15 protein-coding genes and 1 riboswitch are annotated in these 19,567 nt (G+C 68.9%); of the genes, 4 read left to right on the top strand and 11 right to left on the bottom strand.

Annotation, left to right across the window (positions count from 1 at the left end):
- Nucleotides 1–341 precede the first annotated feature (341 nt).
- Together AB3K92_RS12040 and AB3K92_RS12035 are read left to right on the top strand one after the other, a co-directional pair.
- Complete coding sequence (locus tag AB3K92_RS12040; RefSeq protein ID WP_059675043.1) at nt 342–1,265, top strand: LysR family transcriptional regulator; 924 nt, start codon at nt 342–344, stop codon at nt 1,263–1,265.
- A gap of 169 nt (nt 1,266–1,434) precedes the next feature.
- Nucleotides 1,435–1,836 (top strand): OsmC family protein, encoded by a 402-nt coding sequence (locus tag AB3K92_RS12035; protein ID WP_059591685.1) that lies wholly within the window; start codon nt 1,435–1,437, stop codon nt 1,834–1,836.
- A 105-nt stretch (nt 1,837–1,941) separates the two neighbouring features.
- Here AB3K92_RS12035 and AB3K92_RS12030 read toward each other — a convergent pair whose 3' ends face one another.
- The gene (locus AB3K92_RS12030; RefSeq protein WP_021157611.1) at nt 1,942–2,823 is read right to left on the bottom strand and encodes a Dyp-type peroxidase; all 882 of its coding nucleotides are present in this window, start codon (nt 2,821–2,823) and stop codon (nt 1,942–1,944) included.
- 488 nt (nt 2,824–3,311) lie between these two features.
- Here AB3K92_RS12030 and AB3K92_RS12025 point away from each other — a divergent pair, with 488 nt between their 5' ends.
- Nucleotides 3,312–5,174, top strand: coding sequence for an ABC transporter ATP-binding protein (locus AB3K92_RS12025; protein WP_369465153.1), 1,863 nt, complete (start codon nt 3,312–3,314; stop codon nt 5,172–5,174).
- A 208-nt stretch (nt 5,175–5,382) separates the two neighbouring features.
- Nucleotides 5,383–6,096 carry a riboflavin synthase gene (locus AB3K92_RS12020; protein ID WP_048022213.1) on the top strand — a complete coding sequence of 238 codons (714 nt, stop codon included), beginning with the start codon at nt 5,383–5,385 and terminating at the stop codon, nt 6,094–6,096.
- Nucleotides 6,097–6,110: 14 nt separating this feature from the next.
- Here AB3K92_RS12020 and AB3K92_RS12015 read toward each other — a convergent pair whose 3' ends face one another.
- The 10 genes from AB3K92_RS12015 to AB3K92_RS11970 all read right to left on the bottom strand — a co-directional run bounded on the left by AB3K92_RS12015 (nt 6,111) and on the right by AB3K92_RS11970 (nt 19,429).
- A complete protein-coding gene (locus tag AB3K92_RS12015; RefSeq protein ID WP_369465151.1) occupies nt 6,111–6,689 on the bottom strand; it encodes a hypothetical protein in 579 nt (192 codons plus the stop codon).
- Between the two features lie 218 nt (nt 6,690–6,907).
- Nucleotides 6,908–8,149, bottom strand: a complete 1,242-nt coding sequence (locus AB3K92_RS12010; protein WP_369465148.1) for a voltage-gated chloride channel family protein — start codon at nt 8,147–8,149, stop codon at nt 6,908–6,910.
- A 79-nt stretch (nt 8,150–8,228) separates the two neighbouring features.
- Nucleotides 8,229–8,332, bottom strand: a riboswitch (Fluoride riboswitch).
- 92 nt (nt 8,333–8,424) lie between these two features.
- Nucleotides 8,425–9,444, bottom strand: coding sequence for a chemotaxis response regulator protein-glutamate methylesterase (locus tag AB3K92_RS12005; RefSeq protein WP_369465146.1), 1,020 nt, complete (start codon nt 9,442–9,444; stop codon nt 8,425–8,427).
- A complete protein-coding gene (locus AB3K92_RS12000; protein WP_369465144.1) occupies nt 9,441–11,750 on the bottom strand; it encodes a hybrid sensor histidine kinase/response regulator in 2,310 nt (769 codons plus the stop codon). Before AB3K92_RS12000 ends, AB3K92_RS12005 begins: the two co-directional genes overlap by 4 nt.
- Nucleotides 11,747–12,454 (bottom strand): chemotaxis protein CheW, encoded by a 708-nt coding sequence (locus tag AB3K92_RS11995; protein WP_059484112.1) that lies wholly within the window; start codon nt 12,452–12,454, stop codon nt 11,747–11,749. Before AB3K92_RS11995 ends, AB3K92_RS12000 begins: the two co-directional genes overlap by 4 nt.
- Nucleotides 12,455–12,499: 45 nt before the next feature.
- Nucleotides 12,500–13,921, bottom strand: a complete 1,422-nt coding sequence (locus tag AB3K92_RS11990) for a CheR family methyltransferase (protein WP_048022198.1) — start codon at nt 13,919–13,921, stop codon at nt 12,500–12,502.
- Nucleotides 13,918–14,433 carry a chemotaxis protein CheW gene (locus tag AB3K92_RS11985; protein ID WP_021157281.1) on the bottom strand — a complete coding sequence of 172 codons (516 nt, stop codon included), beginning with the start codon at nt 14,431–14,433 and terminating at the stop codon, nt 13,918–13,920. The genes AB3K92_RS11990 and AB3K92_RS11985 overlap by 4 nt, the downstream gene beginning before the upstream one ends.
- On the bottom strand, nt 14,430–16,106 hold the full coding sequence (locus AB3K92_RS11980) for a methyl-accepting chemotaxis protein (RefSeq protein ID WP_042973283.1): 1,677 nt from the start codon (nt 16,104–16,106) through the stop codon (nt 14,430–14,432). The genes AB3K92_RS11985 and AB3K92_RS11980 overlap by 4 nt, the downstream gene beginning before the upstream one ends.
- A 122-nt stretch (nt 16,107–16,228) precedes the next feature.
- Entirely contained in the window at nt 16,229–17,362 is a 1,134-nt protein-coding gene (locus AB3K92_RS11975; RefSeq protein WP_021157283.1) for a hybrid sensor histidine kinase/response regulator, read from the bottom strand.
- Nucleotides 17,363–17,845: 483 nt separating this feature from the next.
- Nucleotides 17,846–19,429, bottom strand: coding sequence for a Na+/H+ antiporter (locus AB3K92_RS11970; RefSeq protein ID WP_021157285.1), 1,584 nt, complete (start codon nt 19,427–19,429; stop codon nt 17,846–17,848).
- Nucleotides 19,430–19,567: the final 138 nt, after the last annotated feature.

Raw genomic sequence — 19,567 nt, 5'->3', positions numbered from 1 at the left:
AGCGACGGCATCTTAGCCGAACGGGTCGCGGCTTTGGCGCGAAATGGCCGAGGTGGACAGCATGATGGCGGATTACTACAGGCTGCCAGGGGTTGCTGGTGGGCCGGTGCGGAATTGCACGGGCCGATATCGCCAATTGTTGCGATCATGGGCATCGAAATCCGCGCATTTTCATGACGACGAATTGCGGCGGGTATCCGGATAAATGCATCGCCGAATATCGGCGCAAACGATATTCCCATGTATTCAACGCCGCCGATCGCCACGCAGGAAAGCCCGCGTATCCGTTGCCCGCGCATCCTTTAGAATCGCTCCACCATTCACCACGCCACCCGCGCCCCGTGCCCGCCGACCATCGTCTCGACCTGAACCTGTTTCGCGTGCTCGACGCCGTCTACGTGCATGGCGGCATCGGCGCGGCCGCCCGCGCGCTGCATCTCACGCAGCCGGCCGTCACGCACGCGCTCAACCGGCTGCGCGCGCATTTCGACGATCCGCTGTTCGTGCGCCAGGGCAACCGTGTGGTCGCAACCGAACGCACGCGCTCGATCATCACGGACGTGCAACTGCACCTGAAGGGCCTGCAAGGCACCGCGCGCGCGCCGTCGGCATTCGATCCCGCGACGCTCGACCTGAGCATCGCGGTGGGCATTCGCGACGTGCTCGAATCGATCGCGCTGCCGCGGATCGTCGCGGCGTTCGCCGACGAAGCACCGGGCCTGCGGCTCGTGAGCCGGCGCATCGCGGTAGCCGGGATCGAACGCGAACTCGCATCGGGCAATCTCGATCTCGCCGTCGATCGCCGCGTGCCGACCGGCCCGCGCATCGCCACCGAACACCTGCTCGACGATTCGCTCGTCGTCGCACTGCGCCGCGATCATCCGCTTGCGCGCGAGCCGTTGCGGCGCGGCGACTATTTCGCGGCGCGGCATGTCGCGGTGTCGTCGCTCGGCGAGCCGCAATCGCTCGACGTGCTGCTCGGCAACGATGGCCGCTTTCGCGATATCCGGCTCACCTGTCAGCACTATTTCGCCGCGTGCCAGATCGCCGCGACCGGCAACCTGCTGGTCACGTTGCCGCACACCTATGCGTTGCGGATGGCCGCGATGCTGCCGATCGTCGTGCGGCCGCTGCCGTTGCGGCTCAAGCCGTTCCCGCTCCTCGCGTACTGGCACGAATCGCGCGACGCCGATCGTGCGCACCAGTGGGTACGCGAGCGCATCGCCGCGCTCGTGCGCAGCAGTGCCGGCGGCGCGGACGCGTAGCCGCATCGCGCGCGCCATCGCCATCGCCATCGCCATCGCCATCGCCATCGCCATCGCCATCGCCATCGGAGCGGTATGCTGACGGCTGCGCGCCGCCGCGCGGCGTCCACTTTCCGCTTCCCGGCTCCCTTATTCCCTTTTTCCTTTTCCCGCTGACCGGAGACTTGCCATGTCGCTCATCCACGCCGCCGCCGTCCTCGACGCCGATGCGCCCGATTACGTCGTCCAGCTTCAGGCCGGCACCCACGCGCTGACCGGCGACGAAGCCCCACGCGAGGGCGGCCAGGATCGCGGGCCGGCGCCCTATGAATTCGTGCTGGCCGGCCTCGCGCAATGCACGGCCGCGACGCTGCGCATGTACATGCAGCGCAAGGCGTGGCCGGCCGCGCGTATCGACGTGCGCACCGAGCTGCACGCCGATCGTGAAGGCACGCAGTACGTGCGCCGTGTCGTGACGCTCGACGGCCCGCTCGACGATGCGCAACGCCAGCGCCTCGCCGAAATCTGCGAGAAGACGCCGGTCACGCAGTTCATCAAGCGCGGCACGCGGATCGACACGACGTTGAACTGACACGCAACGCACACGACACACGAGCGCCGCGCAAATCGCCGCGCAAAAGGAAACGGGGGGCCGCGCGCGATGCGCGGCCCCCCGTTCGTCGACACCGTCAGGCGCTTACAGTCCGAGCGCGGACAGGTCGAGCTTGCCGTCCTTCATCGGCGGGCACCAGAAATACGCGCCCGTCAACGGCCGCGTGAAGCGGAACAGGCCGTCGACGATCCCGTCTTCCGCGCCGCTCATCCGGCGCATCTGCACGTCGAACGCGCGGAACGAGCAGCCGAACGCCACGAAGTAGAGGCCCGCGCGGCGCGCGTCCGACCACGGCGACGAACGGCGCAGCATGAACGCTTCGGGCTCGAAGCTTTCCTGCGCGGTGCGCTTCACGTGCGCGAACTCGGGTGCGTCGTCGAGTTCTTCGTTGTCCGAGCGGCGGCGCCCGATGATGTTGTCCATGTCGCCCGACGGAATGCGCTCCATCTGCTCGAAGTCGTGCAGCCATTGCTGGACCGCGACGAAGCTCGCACCGTCGAGCCCCGCGCCCTGCCCGGTCACGATCGCCGCGGCCACGGCTTCGTCGCCTTCCGGGTTCTCGGTGCCGTCCTCGTAACCGGACAGGTCGCGATCGTTCGAATAGCGGAAACCGTCGACCGCATCCTGCAACGCGAACGCCGGCGCCAGCGCGCGTTCGATCGCCCGCGCGCGCAGCACGATCTCGCCGCGATCGTCGCCGCGCAGCCAGACCCACACGTCGGCCGGCGTCGCCGGCAGCGTGCGGTCCTTCACCGCGAACGCCGGGAATCCGGTCAGGCCCGGCACCGGGTGCCCGAGGTGCGCCGCCAGCGCATGCCCGAACCCGACGACCGTGTCGCGTCCGTCGACGATCTCGCGCAGCGCGGCCAGCGCCGCCGCCACATTGCCGTCGTTCGACATCGTGAAAGTGAGGTATCGGGCCGCCGTATCGATCGGGGTCAGGATGCCTTGCTGAACGTCGCTCATCGTTTCCTCAGGAATGTATCGTGAATCTGCGAGGGTCTCGGCGCGGTGCGCCGCAAACGTCGAAGTGTAATCGATGCGTGTGCCGGCCCCTGCGCTGCCGCACTGTGGAAGGCCCGCAAAAGAAGGGCCGAAGCCCTGAATACTAACCGTATCGACGCTGCAACGCCGCATTCGTCAGACGTTGCAGGGCGCCCGGCGCTGCTGATAGAATCATTTCCACGTCTTTTCGGCGTCCTTTCAACCGTTCACTTCAGGGGAGGTGCAGATGTTCCGAATGCCAGCATCCTTCCCGAACGTGGTCCCACGGCGCAGCTGATCCAGCCCGCCGTCCGCGCCGGCTCCCGAGTTTTCCGCTAACCCGTCAGCCGCGCCGTTTCCCGACAGCCCCGTTTCGTTTCGCCGCACGGTTTCCGCGCGGCCCGGCTGTTGCGTTTTCGATGTTCGCCCAACCGGAAAGCCCCGTCGCGCGATGCGCCGGGCAACGACACATGACCAGAAAAACCACCCATCTGGGCGGCCAGGCATTCCAGGCCGTCTTCGGCTTCACCTTCCGTTACTGGCGCAAGCAGCCGGCACGCACCGCCACGGTCGCGAGCCTCGCGCTGCTCGCCGCGCTCGCCGACGTGCTCACGCCGCTGTTCGCCGGCCGCCTCGTCGACGCGCTGTCAACCGGGCTGACCGACCGCGCCGCCGCGTGGCATGCGGCCCTCGTCGCATTCGGCACGCTCGCCGCGCTCGGCCTCGGCGCGACGGTGCTGCGACAAGGCGTCTACCTGAACATCATCACGCTCACGCTGAAGATGATGAGCGAGATCGCGGCCGCGTCGTTCCATCGCGTGCAGCGCTTCTCGACCGACTGGCACGCGAACAGCTTCGCGGGCTCGACCGTGCGCAAGATCACGCGCGGCATCTGGGCGCTCGACCTGCTGAACGACACCGTGCTGATCGCGCTGTTGCCGTCGGTCACGATGCTCGTCGGCGCAACCGTGCTGCTCGGCACGCACTGGCCCGTGATGGGGCTCGTCGTCGGCGCGGGTTCGCTGCTGTACATCACGGTGACGGTTGCGGTGTCGCTCGGCATCGTCGCGCCGGCCGCCCGGCTCGGCAACCTGTGGGATACGCGCATGGGCGGCGCGCTCGCCGATGCCGTGAGCTGCAACGCGGTCGTGAAGGCGTTCGGCGCGGAAACGCGCGAGGAAGCGCGGCTCGCCCGCGTAATCGGCAAATGGCGGCAACGCACGCGCCGCACGTGGGTGCGCGGCACGCTCAACGGCGGGTTGCAGGGCGCGATGCTCGTCGCGATGCAGGCCGCGATGATCGGCGCCGCGCTGCGGCTGTGGGTGAACGACGAGGCGAGCGTCGGCGACATCGCGTTCGCGCTGACGATGTTCTTCATGCTGCAGGGCTACCTGCGCGACGTCGGCATGCACATCCGCAACCTGCAGCGCTCGGTGAACGACATGGAAGAACTCGTCGCGCTCGAACGCCAGCCGCTCGGCATCGACGATCGTCCCGGCGCGCCGGCCATCCGGATCGGGCAAGGCGAGATCCGCTTCGAGCACGTGACGTTCCGCTACGGCAACCATCCGGTGCCGCTGTACGACGATTTCTCGATGCGCATCGCGCCGGGCGAGCGGGTGGGCCTCGTCGGCCACTCGGGGTCGGGCAAGACGACGTTCATCAAGCTGATCCAGCGCCTGTACGACGTGTCGGGCGGCCGTATCACGATCGACGGCCAGGACATCGCGCAGGTCCGGCAGGATTCGCTGCGCAGCCAGATCGCGATCGTCCAGCAGGAGCCCGTGCTGTTCCACCGTACGCTCGCCGAGAACATCGCGTATGCACGCCCCGACGCGAGCCGGGCCGACATCGAGCGCGCCGCGCGGCTCGCCAGCGCGCACGACTTCATCGCCGCGCTGCCGGACGGCTATGACACGCTGGTCGGCGAACGCGGGATCAAGCTGTCGGGCGGCGAACGCCAGCGGGTCGCGATCGCGCGCGCGTTCCTCGCCGATGCGCCGATCCTGATCCTCGACGAAGCCACGTCGAGCCTCGACAGCGAAAGCGAGCTGCTGATCCAGCAGGCGATGGAGCGGCTGATGGTCGGCCGCACGACGCTGGTGGTCGCACACCGGCTGTCGACCGTGCGCGCGCTCGACCGGCTGCTGGTGCTCGACCGTGGCACGGTGATCGAGGAAGGCAGCCACGACGCGCTGATCCGCATCGACGGCGGCATCTATCGCCGGCTGTTCGAGCGGCAGGCGCTGGAACTCGCGAAGGGGCTCGCCGATTCGCCGCGGCGCGCGGCGGACAATCGTGCCGGGCCGCTCGGCGAGCCGGCCGAGGCGTGACGCAAGAAAGGCGCGACGCGCGCCGGTGGTGCGGTCATCACCGCCGGCGCGCGTCGACAAATGGATCCGGATCGAGGCCGTGCCAGGTGCACGGCCTTTTTTTCGGCCGCGAATTCCGCCCGCCCCTCCGGAAGCCGCGCGCCGCAAGGCCGCCTCTTCCGGTATCCCTTATCATGTGGGCCAGCAAGTTTGCGACAAGGGATCGACCATGTTTACAGGAATTGTCCAGGGCGTTGCCACCATCAAGACCATCGCCGACCACGGGGAACTGAGAACCTTCAGCATCGAATTCCCGGAACGGTTTACCGACGACATCGAGATCGGCGCCAGCGTCTCGGTCGACGGCGTCTGCCTGACGGTGACGACCATCCATTCGCCGGAACTGATCGACTTCGACGTGATGCTGCCGAGCCTGAAAATCACCACGCTGGCCGACCTCACGACAGGTGCGCGGATCAACGTGGAGCGGGCCGCGAAGGACGGCGCGGAGATCGGCGGGCATCCGCTGTCCGGCCATGTCGACTTCACCGGGACCATCCGGCACATCGCATCGTCCGAGCATAACCGGATGGTGCGCATCGGCGTGCCGGACGCATTCAAGCGGTACGTGTTCGCGAAGGGCTATATCGCGATCAACGGCTGCAGCCTGACGGTGTCCGACGTCAACCGCGACGAAGGCTGGTTCGATGTCTGGCTGATTCCCGAAACGCGACGCGCGACGACCTTCGATGCGAAGGGCGTCAACGACACGGTCAACATCGAGATCGAGCGCAGCACGCAGGTGGTCGTGGACACGATCCGGGAATCGGTCAAGGAAACGCTCGGCGAACTGAACGGTGTCGTCACGGCGTTGCTGGCCGAAAAGGGCATCGATATCGAGGAGCTGCTGGCGCGCCATGTCGCGCGCCTGCCGAAGCCGTAACGGATGGCGGCGCGCTAGGTGATCCGCTGGATCACCGAGTACCGGCCGCCGTCGCAAAACACCTCGACCCACGGCTCCGCTTCCTCGAACGTCCAGAGGACGAGATCGAGATCGACCGGTTCGTCGTCGTCGGGCCAGTGCATGTTCCACCCGCCCGAGACGGCGACCACCCCGCCCGTGTAGAGCGGGCATTGCGCCATCCACTCACGCTCGTAGTCGTGTGCCGCGATGCCCTTGAAGTTGCCGTTGAATCCCCAGTCGCGTTGCCAGCCCTGCGCGTCGAGATAGGCGTCGATCGCGGCTGAGCCGAAGCGGAACACCGCGTCGACCGGCGGGAGCGACGTCGCGTCGGACCGGCACAGCGGGCGTTCCGACCGGACGGGCTGCAAGGCGGTTTCCACGCGGCCCGATGTCCCGCCCTCGTCGAGATACACGTTCAGCCAGGTGCCGTCCCGCTCGACGGAGACGCACGGCGCGCCTGCTTCAACACCGTGCCAGTAGCCGGTGACGGGTTCACCGCCACTCGCGAAGCGATATTGACGGCATGGCCTGGCGAGGCGCCGCGCTTCGATCAGAAAGTCTTCCAGCGTCATTGAATGTCGTGCTCCCGGTTTCCGGCACCGCGGGTGCCGCATGGATGCGTCGGGCCGCCGCCCGCGACCGGACACGGATCGTGTTCACGCGACGGCATCGACGCCACGATGAAGCGTTCGATGTCGCCCGCCACGCGGTCGGGCGCGCCGTCGCTCGAGAACCGCCTGCAGTTCAGGCGCATGAAGGCGGGAAACCGCATCGCCTTGCCTCGCCCGTGTCATTCGGCTTCGGCCTGCGCGCCCTTGCCCACCGCCACGCGCTGCGCGCGATAGATCCCCGCGTGCCCCGAGAACAGATACGCAACGACACACGCGACGATCGCATACACGCCGATGTCCGCGCCGAACAGTTCGATCGCCATGATCGTCGACGCGATCGGCGTGTTGGCCGCGCCCGCGAACACCGCGACGAAGCCGAGCCCCGCGAGCACGGGTACCGGCAGCGCCAGCACCTGGCCGAGCGCGTTGCCGAGCGTCGCGCCGATGTAGAACAGCGGCGTCACTTCGCCGCCCTTGAACCCCGACGCGAGCGTGACGACGGTGAACGCGAACTTGCCCGCGAAGTCGTAGAGCGGCAACGGGCCGTGAAACGCGGCCTCGATCGTCGGGATGCCGAGGCCGAGATACTGCGGCACGTTCAACGCGGTCGCAGCCGCGGCGACCAGCAGGCCGCCGAGTACCGGCTGCAGCGGCGCATAACGGATGACGCGGCGGAACCACGCGGTCAGCGCATGCGTCGCGAACGCGAACAGCCGCCCGACCACGCCGAACGCCACGCCCGCGACGACCGTCACGGCCAGCCCCGTCGCCGACACGGCCGGCACGAACGGAATCGCATAGGCCGTGTGATGCACGCCCCACGCGCGACAGACGACGTCCGCGACGATCGCCGACGCGACACAGATCAGCAGCGCGTCGTACCGCACGCGCCCGATCGCCAGCACCTCGAGCCCGAACACGGCGCCCGCGAGCGGCGTGCCGAACACCGATGCGAAACCGGCCGCGATGCCGCCCATCAGCAGCACACGGCGATGTTCACGATCGAGACGAAACACGTGCGTGACGCGATCGGCGAGCGCGCCGCCCATCTGCACGGCCGAGCCCTCGCGGCCGGCCGAGCCGCCGAACAGGTGCGTGACGACGGTCGCGACGAGCACGAGCGGCGCCATCCGTTTCGGCACGAGCGCCTTCGGGTCGTGGATCTCGTCGATCAGCAGGTTGTTGCCGCGCGCGACGGACTGGCCGAAGCGATGGTAGATCCAGCCGGTCGCGAAACCGGCCGCCGGCAGCCCCCACAGCAGCCACGGATGCGCGACGCGCGTGCCGGTCGCCCAGTCGAGCGCGATCAGGAACAAGGCGGAAGCCGTGCCGGCCAGTGCGCCAAGCAGGGCCGAGAGCGCGAGCCAGCGGCACACGTAGCGCACGGTCGCGAGAAGATCGGCAGAAGTCGTGAAGAACATGATTTCCAGATTCGACGGCACATCAAAACCTGGGCGGCAGAATACCGCATGGACGGCCTGCGACCTCCTGACGACCCAGGAACACGCAGGCATCATCAGCCGGGCTTACCGGCGGTTGAGGGTCGCACCGTGCGCAACGCGCCGCGTACGACCGCAGGGAGGCATGCCATCTCCGCAGGCCGCCATTGTACGCGAGTACGCGACGCTCCGCGCCGCCCGCAATGCGGCCGCCAGCGCAGCGGAACGGGACGGTGTCGCCGGCCCCTCGAGCGCCGTCAGTCGCGCAGCGGACGCGTGATGCGCGAGATCAGCTGGGGCGCGATCCGTTCGAGCGGCAGGATCGCCGACGCCGCCCCGATCGCGGCGGCCGCCTTCGGCATTCCGTACACGGCGCTCGTCGCTTCGTCCTGCGCGATCGTGTGGCAGCCCTTTGCGCGCATCGCCTTCAGGCCGAGCGCACCGTCGCGCCCCATGCCCGTCAGCAGCACGCCGAACGCTTCGCCCTGCCAGCCGTCGGCGACGCTGTTGAAGAACACGTCGATCGACGGCCGGTACGGTGTCTCGACCGGATGCCGCGTATAGCCGAGCACGCCGCGCGGCGACAGGTAAAGGTGATCGTTGGTCGCCGCGAGCAGCACCTCGCCGGCCTGCGGCACGCTGCCCTGCCGCGCGACGCGCACCGGCAGCCGCGTATAGCCGTCGAGCCACTCGGCCATCCCGAGCGCGAACGCCTGGTCGACATGCTGGATGATCACGATCGCCGCCGGAAAGTCGGCCGGCAGCGCGCGCAGCAGCGCGGTCAGCGCGGTCGGCCCGCCCGCCGATGCGCCGATCGCGACGAGCGTCGGCTGGCCGCGCTCGGGTGCGGGCCCCGGCGGCACGAGCGCCGCGGAACGGCTTTCGAGCAGCCGGCCGATCTGGTCGATCTTCGCGAGCAGCGCCTGCGGCGACGCATCGGTCGACAGCCCGAGCGCGAGCGTCGGCGTGTCGACCGCATCGAGCGCACCCGCGCCCATCGCCTCGTAGACCGACGACGTGTTCGCGCTGACGCTCGCCGTCACGATCAGGATCGCGCAGGGCGCGCGCGCCATGATCCGGCGCGTCGCCGCGACACCGTCGACCTTCGGCATCACGAGATCCATCAGCACGAGATCGGGCGGATGCGCGACGCAGAAATCCACCGCCTCGTCGCCGTCGGTCGCCACCCACAACACGCGATGGTCGGTGCGCAGCGCGATCACGCGGCGCAGCGCCTCCACGGCCAGCGGCAAGTCGTTGACGATGCCGATGTTCATCCTCGCGCGTCCCCGATCAGGTCGTGCACGGCGTCGAGCAGCGCCTCGTCGTGGAAGCTGCTCTTCGCGAGGTAGTAGTCGGCGCCCGCATCGAGCCCGCGACGGCGATCCTCGTCGCGATCCTTGTACGACACGATCATCACCGGCACGCGCTTGAGCATCGGATCGCCCTTGATCAGCGTGACGAGTTCGATGCCGTCCATGCGCGGCATGTCGACGTCGGTGACGACGAGATCGAACGCATCGCTGCGCACCGCGTTCCAGCCGTCCATCCCGTCGACCGCGACCGTCACGTCGTAGCCGCGCTTTTCGAGCAGCTTGCGTTCGAGCTCGCGCACCGTCAGCGAATCGTCGACGACGAGCACGCGGCGCCGCCGGTCGGCCAGCGCCAGTTGCGGGTCGCGCGTGAGCCGCGCGAGCTGCCCGCCGCGCACGAGCTTGTCGACCGAGCGGATCAGGTCCTCGACGTCGACGATCAGCACCGGATCGCCGTTCTCGAGCAGCGCGCCGGCCGCGATGTTCTGGATCTTGTGCAGGCGGCTGTCGAGCGGCTGCACGACGAGCATGCGCTCGCCGAGGAAGCGGTCGACCGCGACGCCGTACAGCTCGGGTTCCCCGCCGACGACCACGACCGCCGTGCTCGTGCGCGCGACATCGGGCTCACCCGCGTCGAGCAGCTGATGCGCGGCGACGAGGCCCGCGCGCCGGCCGTCGAACGGGAAATGCGGCTGCCCTTCGAGCACGTCGATATCGTCGTGCGAGAGTTCGAGCGTGCGGCGCACGTGCGCGAGCGGGAACGCATACGGCTCGCCGCCGACCTCGACGAGCAGGCTGCGGATCACCGACAGCGTGAGCGGCAGCTGCAGCACGAAACGCATGCCCGCGCCCGGCTCGTTGAAGATCCGCACCGCGCCGCGCACGCCGCGCACCATCTCCTGCACCGCGTCGAGGCCGACGCCGCGGCCCGACACGTCGGTCACCGCGTCGCGCATCGAGAAACCCGGCAACAGCAGGAATTCGAGCAGTTCGGGATCGGACAGCCGCGCGGCCGTCTCGTCGTCGGTCAGGCGCTGGCGCACGACGGCCGCGCGCAGCGCGTCCATGTCGACGCCCGGGCCGTCGTCGATCACGCTGACCAGCAGCGAGCCGGCACTGTGGCGCGCCTCCAGCGTCACGCTCGCCTCGGCCGGCTTGCCGCGCGCGCGCCGCGCCTCCGGCGAATCGACGCCGTGGTCGATCGCGTTGCGCAGCAGGTGGCCGAGCGGCGCGTCGAGCAGGTCGAGGATGTCGCGGTCGACCTGCGTGCCCTCGCCGACGATCGAGAAACGCACCTGCTTGCCGAGCGAGCGCGCGAGATCGCGGACGATGCGCGGATACGCACGCGTCGCGTCGCCGAACGGCCGCATCCGGCATTGCAGCGCCTCGTCGTACAGCTGCTCGGCGATATGCGTGCTGCGCCGCTCGAAGCGGTCGAATTCGTCCATGCGCTCGGCGAGCGAGCGCTGCAGGTCGTTCAGCATGTGCCGGACTTCGTTCATCGACGCGAGCATGCCCGCGTCGAGATCGTCGGCGAACTGTTCGTACATCAAATCGAGCGAGCGGGCGGCGTCGCGCTGGGCGCGCTTCACGCGCAGCATCGATTCGGCGAACGGCTTGAGCCAGCGCGATTCGACCAGCGATTCGCCGGACAGGCTCAGCAGCCGGTTCAGCGTATCCGCGCGCACGCGGCGCATCGCGCCGGCGCCGGCCACGCGGCCGGCCTGGGCCGGATCGGGCACCGCGCCCGAGACCGCAAGCGGCGGCACCGCGGCACTCGCCCCGACGGGCTCGTTCGCGGCACCGTCGTGCTCGCGATACGGCACGACCGTCGGCGGCGCCTGCGGCGGGACGGCGCCCGACACCTGCATCGTCTGCGCGCCGTCGGCGCCCGTGAGCGCCGCCGCGAACACGTCGATCTCCGTCTGCGTCACGGGCTGCGCCTGCGGATCGCCGACGCGCACCAGCAAATCGACGCCCGCCAGCAGCACGTCGACGTGCGTGGCCGTCAGCGCGATCGTGCCGGCCTGCGCGGCGACGAAGCACTCCTCCATCCGCCCCGCGATGTCGACGCCGAGCGGCACGCCGACGATGCGCGCGGCCCCCTTCAGCGAATGCGCGGCGCGCATGCATGCCTCGAGCGCGACGGAATCGGGCTCGCCCGACTCGAGCGCGAGCAGCCGCTCGGACAGCGCCTGGGTCTGCGTGCGCGTCTCCTCGCGATACAGCTCGAGCAGCGACAGGTGGCTCAGGTCGTCATCGCCGCTCATCGCATGCTCCGTGTGACTGCGTCGAACAGGCGGTCGTCGTCGAGCAGGCCCACCGACTTGCCGCGCCACGACAGCACGCCGCGCGACAGGCCGGCGCTCGCGCGCCCGACCGTGGCCGGCACGGGCACCCAGTCGGATGCGCCGAAGCGCAACACACCCTCGACTTCGTCGACCGGAAACACGACCGGCTCGCCCTGGTGCGCGGCGACCAGCAGCCGCGTGAAGCGGCCGTCATCACCGCCCTTGCCGCCCTTGCCGACATCGAGCCCGAGCAGCGCGCCGATCGAGATCGCGATGCGCAGCGTGCCGCGGATGTTGACCACGCCGCGCACGGCCGAATTGCGGCGATGCGGCAGCGAATGGATCGGCCGCGTGCCGGCGATCTCGCGCAGCACGCCGATCGGCAGCGCGAGCCATTCGTCGGCCACGCGGAACGCCAGCGCCGCATGGCGCGTATCGGCGTCGGCGTCGCGCACGTGCGGCGCGCCGGGCGCGCTCATCCGGCGCGTGGCGTCGGCCATCTCCGCCCCGCCGAGCGGGCGCTCGAGCAGCTTCGCCGCGTGATACGCATACACCGGGCAGTTCAGGCAGCGCAGGCACTCGTTCAGCCGCTCGCACGTGCGGTCGCCGCGCGTGCCGATCCGGTTCCAGCAATCGTCGACGTCGATCGTCGTCTCGTCAAAGGCAGCGGCGGCGCGGTTCATGAATTCCTCTGGTCATCGCGGTGTCGGTCCCCAACCGTAGTCTTGTCAGCCGGCCGAGCGCCGTGCACGCTCGAGCAGCCATTGCGCGCCCGCACGATCGCCGCCGACGTCAAGCAGCGTCGCGAGATGGGTCAGCGCTTCGTGATGCGTGGGCCGCAGGTACAGCGCCTTCCTGTAGAAATCGCCGGCTTCCGATGCGCGCCCGCGCGCATCCGCGATCAGCCCGTTCAGGTAGAACGCATCGGCATGCGGCCCGACGCGCGCCGAGAACTGCGCGAGCACGCGCTCGGCCTCGTCGAACGCGCCGGCATTCGCCAGCGCCTGTGCGTCTTCCAGCGTCGGCGCGGGGCCTTCGGCCAGCGGCGCGCCCGTTGCAACGGGCGCAACCGGTTCGGCCGCCACTGCCGGCAGTTCGGCCCGTGCGTCGAACGCGGCCGCGGGCATGGCCGGCGGCGCCGCCGCGAACGGCTCGCGTGCGTCGCCGAGCCAGGCCGGCGGCGCGACCGCCAGCACCGGGCGTGTCGCCGCGGGCGGCGCGACCGTGAAGCGCTCCGCGCGCCGGTACGGCGCCGCCGCCACGGACAGCGGCGCCGCCGGCCGGGCCGCGTAGGCATCGGGCGCCGCGCCGGCGGGCTCGCGATGAAACGCGAATGCCAGCGGCACGCGCGCCGAGCGCATCCCGTGCCGCATCGCGACCCCCGTCTCGGCCGGCCCGACGAACAGCACGCCGTCGTCGGCAAGACGCTCGCCGAGCGAGCGGATCACGCGATCCTGCGCGTCGCGATCGAAGTAGATCAGCACGTTGCGGCAGAACACGAAATCGTAGCGAAGGCCCGTGTCCGCCACCGGGTCGACGAGGTTCGCCTGGCTGAACTGCACACAGGCGCGCACGCGCTCGTCGAGCAGCCAGCCCTCGCGGGTCGGCGTGAAGTGCCGCGCGCGAAACTCCGTCGCGGTGCCGCGGAACGCGTTGCGCCCGTAACAGCCGAGCCGTGCCTGCTCGATCGCGCGCGGGCTGAGGTCGATCGCGTCGATCGTGAAACTGGCCGGGTCGAGCCCCGCGTCGAGCAGCGCCATCGCCGCCGAAAACGGTTCCTCGCCCGTCGAGCACGGCGCGCTCAGCACGCGGATCACGCGGCCGGGCAGCGCCGCGAGCCGGTCGGCCGCGAGCCGCGCGAGCGTCGCGAAGGCCTCGCGGTCGCGGAAGAACCAGGTCTCGGGCACGACGAACAGCTCGATCAGCGCACGCCGTTCGTCGGCCGATGCGTTGAGCTGCTGCCAGTAGGCGTCGAGCGCGTCCTGCGTCACGGGCGGCCGCGCCGCCGACGACAGGCGCTCGCCGTCCGCCTGCAGCGCGTGCACGCGCTCCGTCAGCGCGCGGGTCAGGAAATCGTTGCCGAGCGAATCGGGGTCGATGCCGGTCTCGCGCAGCAGCCAGCCGCGAAATCGCGATTCGGACTCTTTCATGCGGATTCTCCCCCGTGGCCCGGCAGGCCGTCGTCGAACAGATACAGGCGTGCAACGTCGTCGATCAGGTCGGCAACCGATACCTGCTGCACGACGCCGTCGGGCGTATTCGCGACGGGCCCGAGCCAACGCGTGCGCGCGGTCGAGATGCCGCTCGCGCGAAACGCCGCGCGGTCGATCCGCATCGTCTGCGTCGCACGCTCGACGATCAGCCCGATCGTGCGCTCGCCGCCCGCCTCGAGCGCCCGGTAGCGGACCATCACGAGCCGCGTCGAGCGCAGCGCATGCGCGCGGCGCCCGAGCGCCAGCATCGGCACGTCGATCACCGGCACCGGCTGGCCGCCGCGCATCAGCAGCCCGGCAATCCATTCGGGTGCGCCGGGCACGGCCTTCGTGACCGCGAGCGGCAGCACCTCGTCGATGCCGGCTGCGTCGAGCGCATAGCGTTCGCCGTCGAGCTCGAACATCAGGAACAGCGCATGCGCGCCGTTCTGCGTGTCGGCGCGCGTCACGCGTCGACCTTGAAGCGCGACACGCTGGTGCGCAACTGGTTCGCGACGAGCGTCAGGTCGTCGATCGCCTGCGACGACTGGCGCAGCGACTCGGCCGTCTGCTGCGCGGCCTCCGACAGCTGCGACAGCGCCTGCGTGATCTGCTCCGCGCCGTTCGCCTGCGTCTGCATCCCTTCGTTGACCATCTGGAAGCGCGGCGAGAGCGTCTGCACCTCGGCGATGATCTGCGACAGCTGCCCGCCGACCTGCTGCACGTCGAGCATCCCCCGGCGCACTTCCTCGGAGAACTTGTCCATCCCCATCACGCCCGCCGATACCGCCGACTGGATTTCCTTCACCGTCTGCTCGATATCGTAGGTCGCGACCGCCGTCTGGTCGGCGAGGCGGCGGATCTCGGTCGCGACGACCGCGAAGCCGCGGCCGTACTCGCCGGCCTTCTCGGCCTCGATCGCGGCGTTCAGCGACAGCAGGTTGGTCTGGTCGGCCACCTTGGTGATGGTCGCGACCACCTGGTTGATGTTCAGCGCCTTCTCGTTGAGGATCGCGAGCTTCGCGTTCACCGAGCCGGCCGCGTCCATCACGCTGCGCATCGTCTCGCCCATCCGCGTGAGCCCGCTCTGGCTCACGCCCGCGAGTGTGGCCGACTGCTCCGCCACGCCGGCCACTTCGTTCATCGTGCGCACCAGGTCGCGCGACGTCGCGAAGATTTCGCGCGAGGTCGCGCCGATCTCGGTCGTCGTCGCCGCGGTTTCGTTCGCGGTCGCCTGCTGCTCGCGCGACGTCGCCGCGATCTCGGCGACCGACGTCGTCACCTGCAGCGACGACTGCTGCGCACGCGCGACGAGCTCGGTCAGTTCGTCGGCCATCCGGTTGAAGCCCGTCTCGAGCGTGCCGAATTCGTCGCGGCGGCGCAGGTCGAGGCGGCGCGTCAGGTTGCCGGTACGCATCACGTCGTGCACCTCGACGAGCCGCGCCATCGGGACGGTGACCGAACGGTACAGCATGTAGCCGAACCCGAGCGCGGACAGCAGCATGATCGCCAGTGCGGTCGCGAGCACGACCTCGGTGTCCTGCACGGATTCACGGATCAGCTTCGCCGACTGATCGGCGAACTTGCGGTTTTCCTGCACGAGAATATTCGCATTGCGCACGACCTCGGCCCATGCGGGTTGCACCTTCGAATACCCGGCGACCGCGTCGTCGTGCGATTGACGGTGGCGCTGCACCGCTTCGTTCAGCAGCGGCAGGTAGTGGTCGTAGGTGCCCCGGAAGGTCGCGAAGCGCTGCCGGTCGTCGTCGCGAAATATCGAGTTCTGGTACTCGACCGACAACGAATCGATGTCCTTCGCCACTTCGGCGATCTTCGCGAGATCGCGCTGGACGCTTTCGGGATCGGTCTCGACGAACGTCGCCTGCTGCAGCAGCATGAATGATTCATTCACTGCGCCGCGCAGCGACGACGCGAGGTAGACGCCGGGCAGCGAATCGCGCTCGATGCTGACGGCTTCGCTGTTGATTGCACGCAAGCGCTCGTAGGACACGCCGGCTGTCACCAGCATCAGCACGAACAGCACGCCGAAGCTGAGCAGGATGCGATTGCCGAGCGTCAGCCGGGCAGCGCCGATCGTCGGATGCAGGCTTTCATTGGTCGCGCGGGGCGTCACGGTGGCCATGTTCGTTATGGGCTTTCTATATCAGCGTTGAAAAAATCCGCGCCCGCCTGCGCGCCGGACGGCGCGCCACGAGCGCATCAGGGCTTGCGGGCAGCGCGGCGCCGGCAGGCCGCGCCGTGACATCACCGCTCCGCTTGCGCCGGCAGCCGAAGCGCGACCATGAAGCCGCGCGCCGTATTGCGCATCAGGATCTGGCCGCGATGCCGCGCCGCCGTCGCGCGGACGAACGCGAGCCCGAGGCCGAAGCCGCCGCGCGCCGCGCCATGCGCGGACTCGAGCTGCACGAACGACTCGGTCGCGGCCGTGCGCTGCTCCGGCGCGATTCCCGCGCCGGTATCCTCGACGCCGATCAGCCATGCGTCGTCCTCGCCGCTCAGCGTGCAGTGCACGTCCGTGCCGGCCGGGCCGTACTTCAGCCCGTTGTCGATCAGGTTCGCGACCGCGCGCGTCAGCATCATGCGGTCGCCCATCGTCACGCACTCGGTATCGGGCACGTGCGCGGTGACCCGGCTGCCGAGCCCGGCCGCCTTCTCCCACAGCTGGTCGACGGCGTCGAGCACGATCTCGTTGAGGCTCACGACCTCATGCGCGCGGCGCTCGGACCGCGCGCGGGTCAAGTGAATGAAGCCGTCGGCAAGCGCGAGCGCGCGCCGCGCATGGCCGGCAATGCGTTCCATGATCGCCGGCATCTCGCCGTGCTCGGCGCGGTAGACGTCGAGCAGCGCGAGGATCGACGTCTGCGGCGAACGCATGTCGTGCGACAGGAAATCGAGCGCCTCGTCGCGCTGCCGGGACATCAGGTACGAATTCGAGTGATAGCGGATCCGTGCGGCCAGTTCCATCGCGTCGGGGAGCTTCACCAGATAGTCGTTCGCGCCGGCGATGAACGCCTCGCGCTTGACGATCGGCTCCTCCTTCGCGGACAGCACGATGATCGGCACGCGAGCCGTGCCGGCGTCCGCGCGCCACGCGCGGACGAGATCGAGGCCGTCGATCTCCGGCATCACGAGATCCTGCAGGATGACCGTCGGCTTCACGTCGCGCGCGACCGCCATCGCCCGGTGCGCGTCGGTGCACACGTGCAGGTCGATGTCGTGTTCGCTGCGCAGCGCGCGGCGGATCACCTCGCCGACGAACGGTTGATCGTCGACGAGAAGGACCGATAACCCCGATTCAAGACAATCCGAGGCATTATCAACGCTCGATTCTTTCATAAATACAGTTTCAAACGCCGATTCTCCAATCGATTCTTTCATAGGAGTTGTTTATCAGACTTGGACGCTATCTTAATTAGGCGGTTGAAAAAACCGCCCGATTCCGCCGATTTGGCCTGTCGGCATTGGCCTTGCAGGGATCCGGACGCCGATTTCTCCCCGTTGGCGGCCGCATTACCTCCGCATCCTTTCTCTCAATAAACATAACCGGCTGATTCTAAATGAAATTAGAACACAGCATCTATCTCCTTCCGGTTTAGTTTTGCCAAATATGCAGAAAGAGACGGAATCAGTAAAATCAGATCATTTCCGGATTCGAAAGACGATAACGTTTGCGAGACCGGCGCCATAAGGTTTGCATGCGCTGCAAGGCCGGTTGTCCGTCACATTTGGGGCCGGGTTGGAATGCGCCCAATCGGCGGGCGTGAGGAAGAAAAAAAAGCGCGCCGGGCAACGATCTGCCCATGCGCGCTTCCGGTCGCCGGCAACGGCCGCCGGATGACGGGATGACGGCGCCGCGCAGCCCTATCCGCGCGCGTGTTGCGCGGACACTTCCTGCAGGTCGAGGTCGCGTTCGAGCGCGTGCAGCATTTCGTCGTGGATGCGGCCCGAACGGTGCAGGCGCAACAATTCGGCGCGCCCGGCCCTGATCGCGGCCAGCACGACGTCGTAGTGCGCGGTGCGCACTTCCGCCGGGTACGCCGGCTCGTCCTTCGCCCGCTCGGTCAACTCCGCGCGATACGTGTACTGCTCGAGCAGGCGCGGATGGATCACGACCCCGTTCTCGTCGCGCACGAGCGGCTGGATCGCCGCGAGTTGCGCGGCCTCGACGTACGCCCACGTCTGCGGCTCGGTCAGGTGGTGCGCCGCGCGTTCTTCGCGCTGCGGCAGGCGCAGCAGCCGGATCAGCGGCCCGATCGTCGTGCCCTGCAGCAGCACGGTGACGAGGATCACCGCGAACGACGCGACCAGGATCACGTCGCGACCGGGCATCGCCTCGGGCAACGACAGCGCGATCGCCAGCGTGACGACGCCGCGCATCCCGGCCCAGCTCATGATCGTCGCGGCCTTCCAGTCCGGCGCCTCGCCGCGCCGCGCGATCCCCCGCACCGGCCACTTCAGCGCCTCGACCGCATAGATCCACACGAAGCGCGACACGATCACCGCCGCCAGCACCGCGAACATCGGCGGCACCATCGTCGCGAGCACCTGCTCGAAGCCGCCGAGCCGGTGGATCGCACCGCGCAGCGACAGCCCGATCAACACGAACACCATCGCTTCGAGCAGGAACACGATGACCTGCCAGAACGCGGTGCCGCGCGTGCGCACGGCCGCCGAGAACACCTCGTGCTGATGCCAGCCGACGATCATGCCGGCCGTGACGGTGGCGATCACGCCGGATACCTCGACCATTTCGCCCGCGATATAGGCGATCCAGCCGGTGATCACTGCGACGGTGATCACGAGATAGTCGTCGTCGAGCTGCTTCAGGAACCACACGACGAGCTTGCCGACCACGAAGCCGATCGCCACGCCGCCGAGCCCGAGCTCCGCGAAGCGCACGACCGCGTGCTCGAGGCTGAACGCGCCGGTGAGCGCGGCCGCAACCGCGAAGCGGAACAGCACGAGGCCGGCCGCATCGTTCAGCAGGCTCTCGCCTTCGAGCAGCACCATCAGACGGCGCGGCAGCGCGACGCGTTCGAGCACGGCCTTCGCCGCAACGGCGTCGGGCGGCGACACGATCGCGCCGAGCGCGAAGCACGCGGCCCACGGCAGCGACGGCGCCACCCAGTGCACGGCGAAGCCGACCGCGAACGTCGTGAACACGACCGCGCCGATCGCCAGCAGCAGGATGCCGCCGACGTTGCGCTTGAACTCCTCCCACACCGAGAAGTACGCGCCGTCCATCAGCAGCGGCGGCAGGAACACCAGCAGCACCAGCTCGGGATCGAGATCGATCGGCGGCAGGCCGGGGATGAACGCGATGCCGATGCCGCCGATCAGCAGCGCGGCCGCAGGCGGCAGCCGCAGCCGCTTGGCGAGGCATTCGAGCGCGACGATCGCGAGAAATGACAACAAAACCAGCTTGAATGCCGAGACGGGAGACATGAATCGACCTCGTGAAGAATGAATTCGCGCTTTCCGGCGTCGTACCCCGGTCGGCAGTTTCGCGCGATTACATCACGAGGCGAGTCCCGTAGTCGAGCGTGTTCCGGCAGCCCGCCACGCGACGCGGGCACGATCCGG

Origin of the sequence: Burkholderia sp. Bmkn7, from assembly GCF_041103175.1 — a bacterium.
GTDB lineage: Bacteria > Pseudomonadota > Gammaproteobacteria > Burkholderiales > Burkholderiaceae > Burkholderia > Burkholderia cepacia.
This window is presented reverse-complemented; position numbering and strand designations above follow the sequence as displayed.